The 15,005-nt window shown below is 76.6% G+C and carries 12 protein-coding genes; 5 read left to right on the top strand and 7 right to left on the bottom strand.

Annotated features, from left to right (window positions below; all coding sequences use genetic code 11):
- Positions 1 to 125: 125 nt before the first annotated feature.
- The 3 genes from E4A51_RS14345 to E4A51_RS14335 form a co-directional block, all read right to left on the bottom strand.
- The gene (locus tag E4A51_RS14345; protein WP_134852178.1) at positions 126 to 1,130 is read right to left on the bottom strand and encodes a hypothetical protein; all 1,005 of its coding nucleotides are present in this window, start codon (positions 1,128 to 1,130) and stop codon (positions 126 to 128) included.
- 742 nt (positions 1,131 to 1,872) lie between these two features.
- The gene (gene topA / locus E4A51_RS14340; protein ID WP_134852177.1) at positions 1,873 to 4,602 is read right to left on the bottom strand and encodes a type I DNA topoisomerase; all 2,730 of its coding nucleotides are present in this window, start codon (positions 4,600 to 4,602) and stop codon (positions 1,873 to 1,875) included.
- An 80-nt stretch (positions 4,603 to 4,682) separates the two neighbouring features.
- On the bottom strand, positions 4,683 to 5,636 hold the full coding sequence (locus E4A51_RS14335; RefSeq protein ID WP_233421132.1) for a phosphatase PAP2 family protein: 954 nt from the start codon (positions 5,634 to 5,636) through the stop codon (positions 4,683 to 4,685).
- Positions 5,637 to 5,736: 100 nt separating this feature from the next.
- Here E4A51_RS14335 and E4A51_RS14330 point away from each other — a divergent pair, with 100 nt between their 5' ends.
- From E4A51_RS14330 to E4A51_RS14315, 4 genes are all read left to right on the top strand, one after another.
- Entirely contained in the window at positions 5,737 to 6,384 is a 648-nt protein-coding gene (locus E4A51_RS14330) for a TetR/AcrR family transcriptional regulator (RefSeq protein WP_070319766.1), read from the top strand.
- 93 nt (positions 6,385 to 6,477) lie between these two features.
- A complete protein-coding gene (locus tag E4A51_RS14325; RefSeq protein ID WP_046530012.1) occupies positions 6,478 to 7,230 on the top strand; it encodes a response regulator transcription factor in 753 nt (250 codons plus the stop codon).
- The gene (locus tag E4A51_RS14320; protein ID WP_134852175.1) at positions 7,227 to 8,816 is read left to right on the top strand and encodes a cell wall metabolism sensor histidine kinase WalK; all 1,590 of its coding nucleotides are present in this window, start codon (positions 7,227 to 7,229) and stop codon (positions 8,814 to 8,816) included. Before E4A51_RS14325 ends, E4A51_RS14320 begins: the two co-directional genes overlap by 4 nt.
- Before the next feature lie 44 nt (positions 8,817 to 8,860).
- Positions 8,861 to 9,259, top strand: coding sequence for a VOC family protein (locus tag E4A51_RS14315; RefSeq protein ID WP_070319768.1), 399 nt, complete (start codon positions 8,861 to 8,863; stop codon positions 9,257 to 9,259).
- 31 nt (positions 9,260 to 9,290) lie between these two features.
- On the opposite strand, the gene E4A51_RS14310 is transcribed toward E4A51_RS14315, so the two are convergent.
- The 4 genes from E4A51_RS14310 to E4A51_RS14295 form a co-directional block, all read right to left on the bottom strand.
- A complete protein-coding gene (locus E4A51_RS14310; protein WP_070319769.1) occupies positions 9,291 to 10,091 on the bottom strand; it encodes a hypothetical protein in 801 nt (266 codons plus the stop codon).
- A 79-nt stretch (positions 10,092 to 10,170) separates the two neighbouring features.
- Complete coding sequence (locus E4A51_RS14305; protein WP_167748926.1) at positions 10,171 to 11,808, bottom strand: ABC transporter permease; 1,638 nt, start codon at positions 11,806 to 11,808, stop codon at positions 10,171 to 10,173.
- On the bottom strand, positions 11,805 to 12,725 hold the full coding sequence (locus tag E4A51_RS14300) for an ABC transporter ATP-binding protein (RefSeq protein ID WP_070319771.1): 921 nt from the start codon (positions 12,723 to 12,725) through the stop codon (positions 11,805 to 11,807). Before E4A51_RS14300 ends, E4A51_RS14305 begins: the two co-directional genes overlap by 4 nt.
- Positions 12,722 to 13,402 (bottom strand): TetR/AcrR family transcriptional regulator, encoded by a 681-nt coding sequence (locus E4A51_RS14295; protein WP_240696501.1) that lies wholly within the window; start codon positions 13,400 to 13,402, stop codon positions 12,722 to 12,724. Before E4A51_RS14295 ends, E4A51_RS14300 begins: the two co-directional genes overlap by 4 nt.
- Positions 13,403 to 13,495: 93 nt before the next feature.
- On the opposite strand from E4A51_RS14295, the gene radA reads away from it, so the two are divergent.
- Entirely contained in the window at positions 13,496 to 14,926 is a 1,431-nt protein-coding gene (gene radA / locus E4A51_RS14290; RefSeq protein ID WP_087509323.1) for a DNA repair protein RadA, read from the top strand.
- Positions 14,927 to 15,005 lie beyond the last annotated feature (79 nt).

Below are 15,005 nucleotides of genomic sequence, written 5' to 3'. Positions count from 1 at the left end.
TGCGGCACCGGGCACCGGGCACCGGGCACCGGGCACCGGGCACCGGGCACCGGGCACCGGGCACCGGGCCAGCATCTGGGATGCGACGGCTGCCAGACCGGGCTCACACGCTCTCGAGCGGCGCGTCACCGACCTGAGCCCGGTCTCACGACGGCGCCGTCCCGCGTGGCGGACGGCGTGACGTGACGGGCGACCTCCTCCGCGACGCGGTGGTGGCGCAGGTCGTCCGCCGTGAAACGCAGCAGGAGCGCCCCGGTGGCGACGATCGCGTTCTGCCTCGCCCGGTCCCGGTACAGCGCGTCGGGCGCCCCGTGCGGCGTGGCGCCGTCGATCTCGACCAGCAGCAGCCGACCGTCGTCGAGCCACCACCCGAGGTCACCGCGTGCGACCACCCGTCCGCTGCCGTCACGCACTGCGACCTGCAGGTCGTGCGGAGCGATCCCGGCATCACGGCACTGCAGCCTGGCGCGCGTCTCCAGCGGGGACTGCGCGCGCCCGTCGACCAGGTCCCACCAGCGGGTCGCTCGCGCGCTCCCCCGTCGCGCCCGGGTCCGACGGCGGACGTCCTCGAGCTCGTCCTCCCGCACCAGCCGCCGATGGATCGCCGAGTCCAGCACCGCCACCGCGTGCTCCCGGTCCAGCGTCGGCACCGTCTGGACGAGCGCCGTCACCGGGTCGACGACCATCACCGGACCGAGACGCTCGACACGCTCGGGCACGCCGCAGCGCACGTGCACGCCGCCGCCCGGCACGCGGTGCGTCCCGTCCAGCAGCGCGACCTCGGGCCGGATCCGTGCGGGAAGCCCTTCGACGCCGAGCAGCGCGAGCGCGCAGGCCCCGACGGCCACGCCGCGCGCGCGGCCGACCGCCAGGACGCCCAGCCACGCCGCGCGACGACGCGCGCGGTCCCACCGGTCGACCTGCTGCCACGCCGCCACGCCCGCGGCGTCGAGCGCGGGGGCGACGTCGTGCACGCCTCGGACGACACGCTCGAGGAGGCCGGCACGGCGCAGCGCACCACGCCCCGCCGTGCCCAGACCGACCGCGTCGCACTGCTCCGAGTCGACGAGCCCCTCCTGCTGGAGCGCCGTGCGCAGGAGGCCCGGAGGAAGAGGTACGGCGGTGCGCATGTCGGCACCCGACCACGCGCCCGTCACGCCACGGGACGCCTCACCCTGCACCGTGCGCGGGAAGCGGGACGCGACGCCTGGGGACGGCTCGGCGAGCCGAGGGCCCCGACCAGAGCCCCGCCTCCACCGAGCGACCACCGTGCGACCACCGTGCGACCACCGACGAGCCCGGCACCACCGCCCCACCGGCGGGACAGCGGACCCGCAAAGTCTCGAGTCGTAGGACGCGCGCCGCGCGAGACCGGGCTGACCGTCACGCTCGACGTCGACGAGCGCCCTCCGCCCGGTCTCGCGACCGACGCGTCTCGCCGACTGGACGACGGTCCCGGCACCACTCGACGAAGGACCGGCACCGCGTCCACCCGACGAGCCGACCGGCCCGGGCCTGCTGAGGACCGAGCCGCACCGCATCGGCAGGCAGCACCGCGGGTCTCGGCGGGTGACGGGACGCCTCGACGCCGGTGCCGCGGCATCACGACGGATCGACCACGCGCGAGACCGGGCGGACACCGCCCCCGGTGTCCATGACGCGTCCTGAGCCCGGTCTCGCGAACGACCCGTCTCGCCACCCGGGCACCGCACCCGGTCATGGCTTCGACGACGCCTCCACCGAGCTGTCACGACGCCGACCACGCCACCACCGACCGGTCACGACGCCGAGCAACCACCACCGACGGTCGGCGGCGGCCGACCGCCCTGCCGACCACCGGCACGACGCGCACCCCGCGTGGTGGCGCCGAGGTCAGCCCTTGGCGGTCGACTTCTTGCGGGTCGTGGTCGTCTTCCGGGCCGTGCCGCGCTTCTTGGCGGGACCGGCGGCGCGCTTCTCGGCCAGCAGCTCGACGGCCTGCTCGGGCGTGATCGACTCGGGCGTCACGTCGCGCGGGAGCGTGCGGTTGGTCTCGCCGTCGGTCACGTACGCGCCGAACCGGCCGTCCTTGACGACGATCGGCTTCCCGCTGGTCGGGTCGTCGCCGAGCTCGCGCAGCGGCGGGGTCGCGGTCTGGCCGCGGCCGCGCTTGGGCTGCGCGTAGATCGCGAGGGCCTCGTCGAGCGTGATGGTGAAGAGCTGCTCCTCGGACGCGAGCGTGCGCGAGTCGGCGCCCTTCTTGAGGTACGGCCCGTAGCGGCCGTTCTGCGCGGTGATCTCGGCGCCCGACTCGGGGTCGACGCCGACGACGCGCGGCAGCGACAGCAGGCGCAGCGCGTCGTCGAGCGTGACGGTCGCGAGCTGCATCGACTTGAACAGCGACGCCGTGCGGGGCTTGGGCTGCGCCGCGAGCGCCTTCTTGCGCGCCGCGGCCGACAGGCCGGGGTCGAGCTCGGGCTCGGGCAGCACCTCGGTGACGTACGGCCCGTAGCGGCCGTTGCGGGCCACGATCTGCGTGCCCGTGGTCGGGTCGGTGCCGAGCACCTGGTCGCCGTCGGGCTGCGTCTCGAGCAGCTCGCGCGCCTTCGCGACCGTGAGCTCGTCGGGTGCCAGGTCGTCGGGGACGGACGCGCGCAGCGGGTCCGCGTCGGGGCCGTCGCCGGGCGCCTCGAGGTAGGGGCCGTACCGGCCGACGCGCAGCGTGATGCCGTCGCCGATGTCGATCGAGTTGACCTCGCGCGCGTCGATCTCGCCGAGGTTGTCGACGAGACCGCGCAGGCCCCCGGACTCCGGGGAGTCGGACCGGTCACCGAAGTAGAAGTCCGTCAACCAGTCGACGCGCGCCTTCTGGCCCGCGGCGATCGCGTCGAGGTCCTCCTCCATGCCGGCGGTGAAGTTGTAGTCGACGAGCCGGTCGAAGTTCTCCTCGAGCAGCCGCGTCACCGCGAACGCGAGCCACGTGGGCACGAGCGCCTGCCCGCGGTTCGTGACGTACCCGCGGTCCTGGATGACGCCGATGGTCGCGGCGTACGTCGACGGGCGGCCGATGCCGCGCTCCTCGAGCGCCTTGACCAGCGACGCCTCGGTGTAGCGCGGCGGCGGGGACGTGCGGTGGCCGTCGGCGGTGAGGTCGGACGCCGTGACGGGGTCGCCCTGCGCCATCTGCGGCAGGCGCGCGTCGTCGTTGCCGGCCGCGGCGCCGCCCTCGGCGTCGTCGTACCGGCCGCGGTCGCGACCCTCCTCGTACGCCGCGAGGAACCCGCGGAACGTGATGACGGTGCCGGACGCGGAGAACACGGTCTCGACGGGGCCGTCGGCGGTGGTCGCGGTCGCGGCGAGGCGCACCGAGGCCGTCTGCCCGCGCGCGTCGGCCATCTGCGACGCGACCGTGCGCTTCCAGATCAGCTCGTACAGCTTGAACTGGTCGCCCGACAGCTCGCGCGCGACCTGGGCGGGCGTGCGGAAGTGGTCGCCCGCGGGGCGGATCGCCTCGTGCGCCTCCTGCGCGCCCTTCGCCTTCGACGTGTAGACCCGCGCCTTGTCGGGCACGTACTCGGCGCCGTACAGCTCGGCGGCCTGCCGGCGGGCCGCGTCGATCGCCTGGGCGGACAGCCCGGGCGAGTCGGTCCGCATGTAGGTGATGTAGCCGTTCTCGTACAGCGACTGCGCGGTGCGCATCGTCTGCCGCGACGCCATGCGGAGCTTGCGCGACGCCTCCTGCTGGAGCGTCGAGGTCGTGAACGGCGCGGCGGGGCGGCGCGTGTACGGCTTGGTCTCGAGCGACTGCACCGCGAACGCGGCGCCGTCGAGCCCGCTCACCAGCGCCGAGGCCCGCGCCTCGTCGAGCGCGACCGCGTCGCGCGTCTTCAGCTGCCCGCGGTCGTCGAAGTCGCGGCCGGACGCGACGCGCTGCCCGCCGACCCCCGTCAGGCGCGCGGAGAACGTGGGCTCGGCGGTGTCGGCGACCGCGAACGTGCCGGTGACGTCCCAGTAGTCGGCGGGCACGAACGCCATGCGCTCGCGCTCGCGCTCGACCACGAGCCGGGTGGCGACCGACTGCACGCGCCCCGCCGACAGGCCCTGCCGGACCTTGCGCCACAGCACGGGGCTGACCTCGTACCCGTAGAGGCGGTCGAGGATGCGGCGCGTCTCCTGCGCGTCGACGAGCCGCTCGTCGAGCTCGCGCGTGTTCTCCAGGGCCCGCGCGATCGCCTCGCGGGTGATCTCGTGGAACACCATGCGCTTGACGGGCACCTTGGGCTTGAGCTCGGCCAGCAGGTGCCACGCGATGGCCTCGCCCTCGCGGTCCTCATCGGTCGCGAGGTAGAGCTCGTCGGACTCCTTGAGGAGCTTCTTCAGCTCGGCGACCTTCTTCTTCTTGTCCGCGTCGACCACGTAGTACGGCGTGAAGCCGTTCTCGACGTCGACCGCGAACTTGCCGTACGGGCCCTTCTTCATGTCCGCGGGCAGCTCGGACGGCTGCGGCAGGTCACGGATGTGGCCGACGGAGGCCTCGACGTCGTAGCCCTCGCCGAGGTAGCCGGCGATCGTGCGCGCCTTGGCGGGCGACTCCACGATGACGAGCTTGCGACCTGCGGGCATCTGACCGGCCTTCCGTGCCGAGGGGGGTGGGCGGCGCGTCGCCGCGGCCGCCCGTACCGGGGGGACTCTACGTGCTGGGGTCAAGCGGGCGTCTCGGCCCGTGCGCCGGCGACGTGCCGCAGCACGAGCATGAGCGCGAAGGCCAGGCTGCACGCCGCGACGACGCCCGCGACACCCCCACCGTAGGCCAGCATCTCGTCGGCGCGGGACGTGGCCCCGGCGCGGTACGCCCACGTGCGGGTCAGCAGGACCGTCGCGACACCACCGGCCGCGACGCCCACCACGACGAGCGCGAGGGCGGTCCGGCGCGTGCGCGCGCGCCACGGGTCGGACCGGTCGACGCGGCGGAAGGTCGCGGTCGCGGTCGCGGTGCGGGCGGGGCGCAGCACCATCGCGGCGCACACCACGGCCGTCCAGCCGAGCACCACCAGCGCTCCCGCCACGACGTCGGACGGCCGGTGCCACTGGCCCACGAGCGTCGAGACGCCCGTCGCCGCGGTGTAGGCCGCGCCGAGCACCGCGACCGCCGGGCGGGCGCGCGGCGGCACGACCAGCAGCAGCGCGGCCGCGACCGACCCGGCGGCGGTCGTGTGCCCGCTGGGCAGCGTGTTGCCGTAGTCCGCGCCGACGCCGAGCACGGGTCGCTGCAGCACCTCGTACTTCACCAGGCGCGTCGTGAGGTTCGCGCCGCCGACGAGCACCGCGACCTGCAGCGCGAGCGACCACCGCCGGCGCACGAGCGCGACGCCCGCCGCAGCGAGCAGGCCCCCGGCGACGAAGCCGACGGACACGACGTCGAGCACCGGCTCGGCCACGCGCCACAGGTGCCCCTGGCCGGTCGTCGCGCCGTCGAGCGCGGCGTCCTCGACGCGCTGGCCGGCCCACGTGTCGACGAACGTGCGCCACAGCAGCCACACGCCGACCGCGCAGGCCAGCGCCACGACGGCGCACGCCGCGACGGTCCAGCCGCGCGACCGCGGGCGTCGTGCGACGACGGTTCCCGGGGTGTCCGGGGCGGGGGGGCGCTCGTGCACCGTCACACGGTAGGCCACCCGGGGGATCTCCTGGCCCCGTGGCGGCCGCACGGTGGTCACGCGCGGTGGCCACGGTCCCACCGCCCGTACCCTGCGGGCCATGGACGAGGCCGTGACCAGCCGGGTTCGCCGCCCGCGCGCCGCGACGCAGGAGCGTCGCGAGGAGATCGTGCGCGCCGCGGCCCGCACGTTCGGCAGCAAGGGGTACCGCACGGGGTCCCTCGCGGACGTCGCGGAGCAGGTCGGGATCACGCACGCGGGCGTGCTGCACCACTTCGGCTCGAAGGAGCAGCTGCTGGTCGCGGTGCTGCAGCAGCGCGACGACGACGGCGTGCGGGACCTCGAGGGCCAGCACATCCCCGGCGGGCTCGAGCTGTTCCGCCACCTCGTGCGCACGGTGCGCGCCAACGAGGGCCGCCGGGGCCTCGTCCAGGGGTACACGGTCCTGGTCGGCGAGTCCGTCACCGAGGGGCACCCCGCGCGCCCGTGGGTGACGCAGCGGTTCGCGGTGCTGCGCGGGCAGGTCGCGGACGCGGTCCAGGAGATCGGCCCGCACGTGCCGCGCACCGCGGCCGTGCGTGCCGCGGACGCGGTCATCGGCGTCATGGACGGCCTGCAGACGCAGTGGCTGCTGGACGACTCCGCGGTCGAGCTGGCCGACGCGACCGCGTTCGCGATCGAGGCGATCCTCGCCGCGACGCTCGCGGGCGCCGACGCGCCCCGGCCCGTGGGCGACGTCGAGGACTGAGGCGGCGCGTCGCCCGCCGCCCGTCGAGCGGGACTCAGCCAACTCACAGGCGCGCTCCAGGCGCACCACAGCCGCCGTCACGACGCTGGTCGCATGACGACCACGGCCCCCGCCCCGCACCCGACGCGCAAGCCCGACGCGCTCACGCGCGCCGACGGCTCCCCCGTGCGCGCGCTCGTCGTCGACGACGAGGCGACGCTCGCCGAGCTGCTCGCCACGGCCCTGCGGTACGAGGGCTGGCACGTCGAGCACGCGCTCACGGGCCAGAGCGCGATCACGAAGGCACGGACGCTCGAGCCCGACGTGATCCTGCTCGACGTCATGCTGCCCGACCTGTCGGGCTTCGACGTGCTGCGCCGCGTCCGCCAGACGCACCCGCACGTGCCGGTGCTGTTCCTCACGGCCCGCGACGCCGTCGAGGACCGCGTCGCGGGGCTCACCGCGGGCGGCGACGACTACGTGACGAAGCCGTTCAGCCTCGAGGAGGTCGTGGCGCGCGTGCGGGGCCTGCTGCGCCGCGCGGGCGCGGTCGCGCCGTCGGAGGAGTCCGTGCTCGTGGTCGGCGACCTCCGCATGGACGAGGACAGCCACGAGGTGTGGCGCGGCGACGACGAGATCCGCCTCACGGCGACCGAGTTCGAGCTGCTGCGGTACTTCATGCGCAACCCGCGCCGCGTGCTGAGCAAGCCGCAGATCCTCGACCGCGTGTGGCAGTACGACTTCGGCGGGCAGGCGAACATCGTCGAGCTGTACGTGTCGTACCTGCGACGCAAGATCGACAAGGGCCGCGAGCCGATGCTGCACACGCTGCGCGGCGTCGGGTACGTGCTGCGCCCGGCGAGATGACCCCGGCGGGCGACCTCCGGGACGCCGCACCCCGTCGCCGCACGCGCTGGTCGCTGCGGCGCCGGCTCGTGGCGGTCGTCCTGGGGCTCGTCCTGCTGGTGGGCGTCGCGATGGGCGTCGTGTCGACCCTGGCGCTGCGCGGCTCGCTCGTCGCGCAGGTCGACCAGCGCGCGGTCGCGGCCGCGGCGCGCGCGGTGCAGGCGACGGAGGGCGGCGGGGGTCTCGGCGTGGTGCCGCCGCGGCCGGACGGTGACGACGACGACCGACGCCACGGGGACCGGCCGCCGCCGCTGCTCGTGCCCGGCCAGGACGTCGGCACCGTGAGCCTCGTGGTCGGCGCCACGACGACGGACGGCGCGCACCTCGCGCAGGACGGCTACCGGCGCCTCACCGACGCGCAGGTCGCGGCGCTGCGCGGCGTCCCCGCGGACGGCGCGCCGCACTCGGTGCTGCTCGACGACCTCGGCACGTACCGCGCGGTCGCGCTGCGCGACGACGACGGCGTGCTGGTGGTCAACGCGCTGCCGACGTCGGGCGTCGACGCGACCGTCGGCCAGTACGTGGTCATCGAGGTGCTGCTGGCGGCCGGTGCGCTGCTCGTGGCGGGCGTCGGCGGCTCGCTGCTGGTGCGCCGGGAGCTCGCGCCGCTGACACGCGTCGCCGCGACCGCCGCACGCGTCGCCGAGCAGCCGCTCGCGCGCGGCGAGGTCGAGATCGTGGCGCGCGTCGACCCGCGGGACACCGACCCGTCGACGGAGGTCGGGCAGGTCGGCGCGGCGCTCGACCGCATGCTGGGGCACGTCGAGCACGCGCTCGCGGAGCGGCACGCGTCGGAGTCGCAGGTGCGGCGGTTCGTCGCCGACGCGAGCCACGAGCTGCGCACGCCCCTCGCGTCGATCCGCGGGTACACCGAGCTCGTGCGCCGCTCGCCGGACGCGCTGCCGCCCGACGCGGTCGCGGCGCTCGCGCGCGTCGAGGCCGAGGCGGTCCGCATGAGCGCGCTCGTGGACGACCTGCTGCTGCTCGCGCGGCTCGACGCGGGCCGCGCGCTCGAGCGCGAGCCGGTCGACCTGGGGGTGCTGGCGGTCGACGCGGTCGCGGACGCGCACGCCGCGGGGCCGGACCACGTGTGGCGGCTCGACCTGCCGGGCAGCGACGACGACGGCGACGACGCGGCCGACGACGAGCTGACGGTCCTCGGCGACGACCACCGGCTGCGCCAGGTGCTGGCGAACCTCACGTCGAACGCGCGCCGCCACACACCGCCCGGCACGCGCGTCGACGTGGGCGTGCGGCGCGACGGCGCGGACGTGGTGCTGACGGTCACCGACGACGGCCCGGGCGTGCCGCCCGACCTCGCGGGCTCGCTGTTCCAGCGGTTCACGCGCGGCGACGCGTCGCGCAACCGGGCCGCCGGCTCGACGGGGCTGGGGCTCGCGATCGCCCACGCGGTCGTGACGGCGCACGGCGGGACGCTCACGTGCACATCGGCGCCGGGCCGCACGACGTTCGCGGCACGGCTGCCCGCCGCGGGTCCCACCCGTCCGGGTGACACGGCGGCGGCGACGGGCGCGGTCGGTACCTGACGGGGCGACGACCGTCGCCCCGCGGACGAGGGACGGGGACGACCGTGCTCACCGACGCGCACGCCTTCAGCGGCTTCTCGGTCGACGACCTGGACGCCGCCGAGCGGTTCTACTCCGACGTGCTGGGCCTGCCGGTCGAGCGCACGCCCCAGGGGCTGTGGCTGCGGGTGGGCGTCCACGAGCCCCCGGGCACGCCCGCGACCGACGTCTTCGTCTACCCGAAGGGCGACGCGCACCGCCCTGCGACGTTCACGGTCCTCAACCTCGCGGTCCACGACCTCGAGGGCGTGGTCGCGTGGCTGCGGTCCCGCGGCGTGACGTTCGAGCGGTACCCGGGGCTCGAGGCCGACGCGTCCGGGATCGTGCGCGGCGGCGACGCGGGCCCGGACATCGCGTGGTTCACCGACCCGGCGGGCAACGTCGTCGCGGTGCTGCGGCGCTGACGCGGCACGTCGGGCGCCGCGCGGCGACCCGTCAGAGGCCGTAGGCGCGGTAGGCGTCGAGCACGTCGGCCAGGGGCGCGGTCAGCTGCAGCACGGCCGTGCCGTTGCGCCAGACAGCGACACCGGTGCCGTCGCCCGCGTCGGCGACCGTGTACGTGCCGACGACCTCGCCGCCGACGGTCACGTCGCCCGACTCGGGCAGGTCGGGGGCGTCGGGGTCGACGGGGGTCGCGCCGGTGTCGGGCGCCGGCACGGGCAGCGTCGCCGCGACCTGCTGCTGCAGGGCGGTCGCCGCCTCGGGGCTCTCGAGCTGTGCGGCACGCACGGTGACGGTGCCGCCGGCCCCGTCGGTCAGCGTCTCGACGTACGCCTCGACGGCGCCCGCCGCGAGCCGCTCGGCGTCCTCCTGCGACGACGCGAGCGCGTACTGCAGGACGGTGGTCGGCAGGGCCGCCGCGAACGCCGTCGTCGCCTCGCGCGCGACGGGCGCCGTCGCGGGCGTGGGGGCGGGCAGCACGACCGTCGACGCGGTGCCGGTCGGGGCGGCCCCCGCACCGCGGTCCCGCGTCAGGAGGATCCCCGCGACGGCACCGGCGACGAGCAGGACGACGACGCCGACGACGACGGGCAGCAGCCACGCCGGGCGGCCGCGACCACGGTCGTCGTGCCGGGCCGGGGCCGGCTCCGGGGCCGCGGACGCGCCGGACGGCGCCCACGCGGGACGGCCCGCACCGGGGCCGGGCACACCCTGCGGCGTCGCGGCGGGCCGGTGCGTCGGGGCCGCCGGACCGGGTCGCTGCTCCGGCTGCCCGGGTCGTCCGGTGTCGCTCATGCGCGCGTCCCCCTCGGTGTCGCGGCCGACGGCTGCCGGACCAGGGCGCAGCCTACCCAGGCACCGTCGACCGCCGGCGTCACGCGTCGAGGTCGCGCCGGCGGACGCCGAGCAGTCCCGCGCCGACCAGCAGCGCGGCGACGGCCGTGACCGCGACCGCGGCACCGGCGTCGAACGGCTCGCCCGGCCGCGACGCGAGGTGCGCGAACGGCGAGAGCGCGTCGGCGCCCGCGGGCAGCAGCGCGGCGAACATCCCGACCGTGCCCGTGTACGCGACGTACGACCACACCGCGCCGGACGCGCGCGGCACGAGCCCCACGAGGGCGGTCGCGACGCCCAGCACGACGAGCACGCCCGGCACGGTGCCGGCCGCTGCACCGAGCAGGCGGCCGACCTGCGACGCGTCGTCGAGCGTGAGCGCCGCGCCGGCGCCCATCACGAGCCCGGCCAGCAGCATCATGGTCGTCGCGGCGCCGGCCGCGAGCGCGACCTGCGTGCCGAGCCAGCGCACGCGCCCGACGGGCAGCGCGAGGACGGCCGTCGCGCGGCCCGCGCGCTCGTCGGCGCGTGCGGCCCCGACCGCCGTCGCGGCGTACGCGCCGGCCAGCACGGCGACGAACACGACGTACAGGCCGAAGACCGCGGCGACGGCGTCGCCCGGGTCACCCAGCAGCACCGACAGGGACGGTTCGTCGCGCACGAACCGCACGACCGCGGACGCGAGCACGCCGACGAGCCCCGCGGTCAGCACGACGCCCGCGCCCCACGCGAGCACGGACGTCCGCTGCCGCCGCCACGTCAGGCCCACCAGCCCACCGACCCGGCCGCGCGCCGGACCCGGGCGGTCCGGCAGGAGACCCGTCCCCAGGTCGCGGCGTCGCACGAGCACGGCCGCGAGCGCCACGCACGCGGCCGCCGCCGCGGCGCTGACGCCCAGCGGCCACCAGCGGTCGAGCGTGTAGGGCGCGGTGGCCTGCGACCACCCGAACGGCGAGAGCCACGACCACGCGCTCGTGCTGCGCGGACCGTGCACGTCGCCGACCGCGCGCAGCACGAACGCGACGCCGACCACGGCGAGGCCGAGCGCGTTCGTCGTGCGCGCGTGCGTGGTGAGCTGCGCCGCGACGGCCGTCGCCGCGGCCACCACGAGCGCGGCCGCGACGACCGACGCCACGAGCAGCGCCGACCCGGCGGGGTCGAGCTCGGTCGTGAGCAGCGCGGCGAGCAGCAGCACGCCGACCGCGAGCACCTCGGACGCGGTCGCGAGCAGACCGGCCGCGACGGGCGCCGCGCGCCCCACGGGCTGCGACCGGACGAGCTCGAGACGCCCGTCCTCCTCGGGTGCGCGCAGGTGCCGCGCGACCGCGAGCACGGCCATGATCGCGACCGGCACCGCGAGCCAGACGCCGAGCTCGTTCGCGGTCATCGCGCCGAGCGTGTAGTCGTCGAGCCCGTAGCCCGGACCCGCGAGCGCGGTCGCGGCGGGCGACGCGATGAGCGCGGCCCGGGCCGCGAGGTCGGCGGGCGTCGCGTACAGGCCGGCGAGCCCGACGACCGAGACCTGGGCCGCGCCCGCGACCGCGACGGCCCAGACGGCGGCGGTCCAGCGGTCGGCGCGCAGCGCGAGGCGCAGCAGCCGTCCCGTGCCGGCCAGCGGACCGTGCGGCGCGGGCGCGACCCGACCGGGTGCCGACCGCCGCGACGCCGTGGTGGTCACCGCTCCCCCACGCCGAGCGTCGCGAGCTCGTCGCTGTACTCGCGCAGGAACAGGTCCTCGAGCGTCGGCGGGTGCGCCGTCACGGACCGCACGCCGTGCGCCGCGAGGACACCCAGGACGGCGTCGAGCGCGGGCGCGTCGGCGGCGAGGGTCACGCGGTCGTCGTCGACCCGCACGTGGTGCGCGCCCGCGATCCCGTCGAGCGCGGTGCGCGCGCCCGCGGCGTCGGCGAGGCCCGCGACGACGGTCGTGCGCGTGAGGCCGCGCAGGTCGTCGAGCGTGCCGGTGCTCACGGCACGGCCGCGGCGGATGATCGTCACGCGTGCCGCGAGCGCCTCGACCTCGGCGAGCACGTGGCTCGAGAGCAGCACGGTGCGCCCCTCGGCGGCCGCCTCGCGCACGACCTCCTGGAACACGGCACCCATGAGGGGGTCCAGGCCCGACGTGGGCTCGTCCATGAGCAGCAGCTCGACGTCGGCGGCGAGCGCCGCGACGAGCGCGACCTTCTGGCGGTTGCCCTTGGAGTAGGCGCGGGCGCGCACGCGCGGGTCGAGCTCGAACCGTTCGACGAGCTCGTCGCGCCGCCGCGGGTCGAGCCCGCCCCGCAGCCGCCCGAGCAGGTCGATCGTCTCGCCGCCCGTGAGCTGCGGCCAGAGCGTGACGTCGCCGGGCACGTACGCGAGGCGCCGGTGCAGCGCCACGGGGTCGCGCCACGGGTCGCCGCCGAGCAGCGCGACGTCGCCCGCGTCGGCGCGCAGCAGCCCGAGCAGCACCCGCACGGTGGTCGACTTGCCGGCGCCGTTGGGCCCGAGGAACCCGTGCACCTCGCCCGTGCGGACGGTGAGGTCGAGGCCGTCGAGCGCGCGGCGGCGCCCGAACGTCTTGACCAGGCCGCGCACGGCGATCGCGTCGGTCATGGCTGCTCCTGGTGGGTGGTGGGGTCGACGGGCGGCTCGGGTCGCTCCTGCGTGGCGCGCCACGCGTCGAGGTAGGTGCTGTCGGCGAACAGGCCGTGGGTGTAGAGCTCGAGGCTCGCGTGCGCGGTGGTGCGGGCCATGTGCGTGAGCGCGGCGGCCGGCTCGGCCGTCGGGGACGGTGCGCGCCCGGCCGCGGCGTCGAGCTGCGTGACGAGCAGGAGCCCGAGCTGCGCGGCGACGACGTAGCGCGCGCGGCCCTGCGGGTCGCCGGTCGGGCGGACGACGCCGGCCCGCTCACCCTCGGCGAGGTAGGTGAGCGTGTCGTCGACCATGCCGTCGACGAACCGCGCGGCGCCGGGGCCGCCGTCGAGCACGACGCGGAACAGGTAGGCGACGAGCGGCGCGTACCGGTCCATGGCGGCGAGCTGGGCGAGCACGGTCGTGGCGGGCTGCGCCATCGCGTCGGTCTTCGCGGCGACGAGCGCGTCGTGCGCGTGCTCGTCGCACGCGGCGCGCAGGCCGTCCTTGGAGCCGAAGTGGTGGAGGACGAGGGCGGGGCTGACGCCGGCGTCGGCCGCGACCTGCCGCACGCCGACGCCGAAGCCGTCGCGGCCGAAGCGCAGCATCGCGGCGTCGCGGATGCGGGCACGTGCCGTGAGGTCGTCGGCTGATCGCATGTTCAGCATGCTAAACGTCGGTTCAGCCTGCGGGCAACCCCCTCACGCCGAGCCCCGCGGGCGATGTCGGCGCCTGGCCGTAGCGTGCACGCCGTGAGCCAGACGACGACCCGCCGCGCGCGCACCGCAGACAAGTCCGCCGAGCGCCCCGGCTTCCGCTGCACCGAGTGCGGCTGGACCGCCACCAAGTGGGTCGGCCGCTGCGGCGAGTGCCAGGAGTGGGGCTCGGTCGTCGAGGACGCCGGCCCCGGCTCGGGCGGCCCGCGCACGGTCGCGGTCGCCCCCACGCGCAACCCCGCGCGCCCCATCCACGAGATCGACGTCGAGTCCGCCGCCGCACGCCCCACGGGCGTCGACGAGCTTGACCGCGTGCTCGGCGGCGGGCTCGTGCCCGGCGCCGTGGTGCTGCTCGCGGGCGAGCCCGGCGTCGGCAAGTCGACGCTGCTGCTCGACGTCGCGGCGCGCGCCGCGCGCACGGGCCGGCGCGTGCTCTACGTGACGGGCGAGGAGTCCGCGGCGCAGGTGCGGCTGCGCGCCGGTCGCATCCACGCGCTCGACCCGGCGCTGCTGCTCGCGGCCGAGACCGACCTCGGCACCGTGCTCGGCCACGTCGAGGCCGTCGACCCCGACCTGCTGGTCCTCGACTCGGTGCAGACCGTCTCGAGCGCGCAGGTCGACGGCGCACCCGGCGGCGTCTCGCAGGTCCGCGAGGTCACGGCCGCCCTCATCACGGCCGCCAAGTCGCGCGCGCTGCCCGTCGTGCTGGTCGGGCACGTGACGAAGGACGGCTCGGTCGCCGGCCCGCGCACGCTCGAGCACCTCGTCGACGTCGTGTGCCAGTTCGAGGGCGAGCGCCACTCGCGCCTGCGGCTGCTGCGCGCGACCAAGAACCGCTACGGCCCCACCGACGAGGTCGGCTGCTTCGACCTGTCGGAGCACGGCATCGTCGGCCTGGCCGACCCGTCGGGGCTGTTCACCTCGCGCCTCGTCAGCGACGTGCCGGGCACGTGCCTCACGGTGACGCTCGAGGGCCGCCGCCCGCTCGCGGCCGAGGTGCAGGCGCTCGTCGCACCGAGCGTCGTGCCCAACCCGCGGCGCACCACGAGCGGCGTCGACGGCAGCCGCCTCGCGATGGTCCTCGCGGTCCTGCAGCGGCGGCTCGGCGCACGGCTCGCCGACCAGGACGTCTACGTGTCGACCGTCGGCGGAGCGCGCGTCGTCGAGCCCGCCGCCGACCTCGCGCTCGCGCTCGCCGCCGTCAGCGGGCGCGAGAACGTCCCGGTCCACGCGGGCCTCGTCGCGGTCGGCGAGGTCGGGCTCGCGGGCGAGATCCGCCCCGTGCCCGGCGTCGGACGGCGGCTCGCCGAGGCCGCTCGGCTGGGCTGCTCGCGCGCCGTCGTGCCCGCGGGCACGCTCGCCGAGGTCGCGGTGCCCGACGGGCTGCGGGTCGTCGAGGCCCCCGACCTCGCCGCGGCCGTGCTCGCGGGCCTGGCGCCCCAGGACCCGGCCGACGGCTCACGGTGACGCGGGCCCCTCACGCGCAGGTCGGCAGGTGAGACACCCGTGGCCAAGGTCTCGGCCGATCCGTCGCGCCACCGATACG

Source organism: Cellulomonas sp. HD19AZ1, from assembly GCF_004535805.1.
In the GTDB taxonomy this organism is placed as follows: domain Bacteria; phylum Actinomycetota; class Actinomycetes; order Actinomycetales; family Cellulomonadaceae; genus Cellulomonas; species Cellulomonas iranensis.
Note: the sequence above shows the minus strand (reverse complement) of the source record. Positions and strands in the feature narration are given on the sequence as shown.

Coding starts and splice junctions, on each gene's coding strand:
- E4A51_RS14325 (WP_046530012.1), top strand. CDS start 6,478: ATGACGACCACGGCCCCCGCCCCGCACCCGACGCGCAAGCCCGACGCG.
- E4A51_RS14295 (WP_240696501.1), bottom strand. CDS start 13,402: ATGCGATCAGCCGACGACCTCACGGCACGTGCCCGCATCCGCGACGCC.
- E4A51_RS14310 (WP_070319769.1), bottom strand. CDS start 10,091: ATGAGCGACACCGGACGACCCGGGCAGCCGGAGCAGCGACCCGGTCCG.
- E4A51_RS14330 (WP_070319766.1), top strand. CDS start 5,737: ATGGACGAGGCCGTGACCAGCCGGGTTCGCCGCCCGCGCGCCGCGACG.
- E4A51_RS14320 (WP_134852175.1), top strand. CDS start 7,227: ATGACCCCGGCGGGCGACCTCCGGGACGCCGCACCCCGTCGCCGCACG.
- E4A51_RS14300 (WP_070319771.1), bottom strand. CDS start 12,725: ATGACCGACGCGATCGCCGTGCGCGGCCTGGTCAAGACGTTCGGGCGC.
- topA (WP_134852177.1), bottom strand. CDS start 4,602: ATGCCCGCAGGTCGCAAGCTCGTCATCGTGGAGTCGCCCGCCAAGGCG.
- E4A51_RS14345 (WP_134852178.1), bottom strand. CDS start 1,130: ATGCGCACCGCCGTACCTCTTCCTCCGGGCCTCCTGCGCACGGCGCTC.